Origin of the sequence: Mesorhizobium sp. M0239 (assembly GCF_040321815.1) — a bacterium.
Lineage (GTDB): Bacteria > Pseudomonadota > Alphaproteobacteria > Rhizobiales > Rhizobiaceae > Mesorhizobium.
Genome location: NZ_JAMYSG010000081.1, coordinates 1 through 3,052, shown reverse-complemented (window position 1 = coordinate 3,052; position 3,052 = coordinate 1). Strand labels below are relative to the sequence as shown.

At 62.2% G+C, this 3,052-nt stretch carries 2 protein-coding genes and 4 pseudogenes; 3 read left to right on the top strand and 3 right to left on the bottom strand.

All coding sequences use genetic code 11. The features are described from left to right. Window positions 1-335 (top strand): annotated as a pseudogene (locus NKI99_RS33560) (hypothetical protein); the annotation flags it as partial. 44 nt (window positions 336-379) lie between these two features. Here the strand turns inward: NKI99_RS33560 and NKI99_RS33555 are convergent. After that, window positions 380-604, bottom strand: a pseudogene (locus NKI99_RS33555) (transposase); the annotation flags it as partial. Between the two features lie 12 nt (window positions 605-616). On the opposite strand from NKI99_RS33555, the pseudogene NKI99_RS33945 reads away from it, so the two are divergent. After that, a pseudogene (locus tag NKI99_RS33945) lies at window positions 617-1,351 on the top strand (transposase); the annotation flags it as partial. 240 nt (window positions 1,352-1,591) lie between these two features. On the opposite strand, the pseudogene NKI99_RS33540 reads toward NKI99_RS33945, so the two are convergent. Further along, window positions 1,592-2,589 (bottom strand): annotated as a pseudogene (locus NKI99_RS33540) (IS256 family transposase); the annotation flags it as partial. Here NKI99_RS33540 and NKI99_RS33535 point away from each other — a divergent pair. Further along, window positions 2,576-2,737: a hypothetical protein gene (locus NKI99_RS33535; RefSeq protein WP_352613717.1), complete on the top strand. Its 162-nt coding sequence runs from the start codon at window positions 2,576-2,578 to the stop codon at window positions 2,735-2,737. The pseudogene NKI99_RS33540 and the gene NKI99_RS33535 overlap by 14 nt on opposite strands. 104 nt (window positions 2,738-2,841) lie before the next feature. On the opposite strand, the gene NKI99_RS33530 is transcribed toward NKI99_RS33535, so the two are convergent. Then, window positions 2,842-3,052 (bottom strand): hypothetical protein (locus NKI99_RS33530; protein ID WP_352613715.1); only part of this gene is annotated, 211 nt, incomplete at its 5' end.

The window sequence follows — 3,052 nt, the reverse complement described above, 5'->3', positions numbered from 1 at the left end:
AAAAAACTCTACTGGCCAGCGAGCAGCAGCGGGCCGACGTGCGCCAGGCGCGTGAACTGTGGATCGGGCGGCGAAAGCGGCTCTTGAACAAGGCTTTGGCGCGGCTGATCTTCATCGATGAGACGTCGACCAACAGCAAACTGACCAAACGCACGTGTGTTGAACGTCGGTCGATCGTATGGCCCGCGATCAACCGACGCAGCTCAGCGGCCTTGCCGCAGCAACTTGAAACGACGGCAGGCCAAGAGAAGCAGCCACGGTGGAGGAAAGAAACGACGAGGCAGCACACCACCACTCCAGGACATGATCAGATCGTGTCCCAGGGTGTGGTGTAGCTGACGGCTTGGTCGCCGCGTTCTCCGGCATGGGGCCGGGCTGATCAGCGTGCCACGGCTGGCAGGCTGATCAGAGGATCATCGCTCATTTGGGTGATGGTTTCCAGCGTCATGTATCTGGCGCGCTGCACGGCCCATTCGTCGTTCTGTTCGAGCAGGATCGCGCCAACCAGGCGGACGATGGCGTCATCATTTGGGAAGATGCCGACGACCTCGGTGCGCCGCTTGATCTCGCCGTTGAGGCGCTCGATCGGGTTGGTAACCGGTATGATCATGACGGTGAGCGGCAGGTGCTTCCCGACGACGAGCGGGCCGCCATCGCTCGCCAGATCCGCGAGATCGACCGCCTGGCCGAGGATCTGGCCGACCTCGATCGCGACATCGCCCGGGAAGCGATTGATGATGTGCAAGTCCGGCGGCTTCAGACGATCACCGGCGTCAATGCCATCGTCGCGAGCGGTATCATCGCCGCCGTCGGCGATATGCGGCGGTTTCGCGAACTGCAGAAGCTGGTGAGCTACTTCGGCCTGAATCCTCGTGTGCGTCAATCCGGTCTTGGCTTGGCGCAATATGGCCGGATCAGCAAACATGGGCGTTCCCATGCCCGCGCCATGCTGGTCGAAGCCGCCTGGGCGGCGGCGAAGGCGCCCGGACCGCTCAGGGCTTTCTTCCTGCGCATCCGCGACAAACGCGGCCATCAGGTCGCAGCCGTGGCACTCGCCCGCAAGCTCGCCGTGTTAATCTGGCATCTGCTGACAAAGGAGCAGGACTACTTCTGGGCTCGCCCGGCGCTGATGGCGGCAAAGCAGAGGCAGCTCGCTCTCAAGGCTGGCGCGCCGGGCGAGCGCGGTGTCGGTCGCCGCGGTTCGGCTTACGCCTACAACGTGAAGGAGTTGCGAAACAGCGAGAAAGCCGCGGCCGAGAATGCCGAACGTGCCTACGAGCTGATGGTTCGGCATTGGCGGTCACGAGGGCCGAAGCGGCGCACGGACGCCACAAACGAGGAACGACTATAACGGCTGCGTGGCGGCACTCTCATCCTCTCGCACCACTCTTTGCCACGTGGTCGTCCGTGCCGGACAAATATAGCACAAGGAAATCTGGCGGCACGACCGACGCCCTCGGTCCACTCCAGAATGGCGCCGTGCTCGACGCCGTCAAGGCGTGGCCTGGAAACCTGTGGGCCGGGACGAAGAAACAGGCTCACATGAGCCGAACAAAGAAACGCAACAGGAATCGAAAAAGTCGAAATCAGGCTTGTCGATGTCATCCGTCGAGTGCAGCTTGGCGCGGTGTTCCTTGGGGAAAGTCATGTAGGCCAGCACGTCGGGCTCGGCGTCGTCCATGATTGTCGCCAGCTTCGGCACCTTCGGCCGGATCTGGTCGGCGACGGCGCGCCATTGCGTGCTTGCGGCCTCCGGCGTTTCCTGGGCGAAGGCGGTGGCGATGTAAGCGGAGACGACGCGGCGCCCGCTCTTGCCGGCATGGGCCAGCACGTTCCTCATGAAGTGGACGCACGCGGCACCTCTGCCATGTCGCGCACAGCACCTTCGTGACGGCCGCCTTGATGCCTTCATGGGCATCGGAAACGACGAGCTTGACGCCGCGCAGGGTCAGCTTGCGCAGGAACTCCGTCCAGATCGGCTCGGCCTCAGACGTGCCGACCTCCATGCCCAGCACCTCGCGCTGGCCGTCCGCGTTGACGCCGACAGCGATGATGACGACGACCGAGACGATGCGGCCGCCGCGGCGCACCTTCAGGTAGGTGGCGTCGATCCACAGATATGGCCAGTCGCCCTCGATGGGACTTTCAAGGAACGCTTTGACCTTGCCGTCGATCTCTTCGCACAGCCGGCTGACCTGGCTTTTTAGAGATGCCGCTCATGCCCATGGCCTTGACCAGGTCGTCGACCGAGCGGGTCGAGATCCCCTGGACGTAGGCCTCCTGGATGACGGCGGTCAGCGCCTTCTCGGCCATGCGGCGCGGTTCGAGGAAACCGGGGAAGTAGGAGCCCTTCCTGAGCTTGGGGATGCGCAGCTCGACGGTGCCGGCCCGCGTCTCCCAATCGCGATCGCGATAGCCGTTGCGCTGGGCCGTGCGCAACGGGTTCTTCTCGCCATAGGCGGCGCCGGTGGCGGCCCCAACGTCCAGTTCCATCAGCCGCTCGGCGGCAAAGCCGATCATCTCGCGCAAGAGATCGGAATCCGGAGTCTTCTCCACGAGCGCGCGCAGGTTCATCATGTCGTCGGTCATCGATGGTTCCTTCGAATCAGGTTGGTGTCAGCAGCCCGACCTTACCGGCGAACTGTCGATGACCACCGCAAAGCCGCTCGCTCGCTACAGCGCTATCGAGAGCGCGCTCGCGAGCGGCTTCGCTACCGCCGAGCTACACCACCTGTGAGGACGCGACCCATGATCATCGTCTTTTCTTCGTATAATGCTCAACAATGCCGAAATTCTGCGCAGAGCTTGCCAAAAGTGCCGAATAGATGAAGAGCGGACGCACTACAATAACAGTGAGCGCCGGCGGTTGGCTTGGTTGGTCGGTGGGAGCACTGATGGCGAAAACGCAACCAGAGAAACCATAGCGGAATGCTTGCATCCGTAGCCCTTTAGCCAAAACCCACTCATCGACAGAGGAAGCGGCGAATGCAGAAAAAAATCGGTGTTATTTTTCCTGATACTGGAGCGTTCCCATACGAATTGATTGACGATA

Excerpts from the sequence above, each read along its gene's own strand:
- NKI99_RS33535 (WP_352613717.1), top strand. The coding sequence starts at position 2,576 with ATGTCGTCGGTCATCGATGGTTCCTTCGAATCAGGTTGGTGTCAGCAG.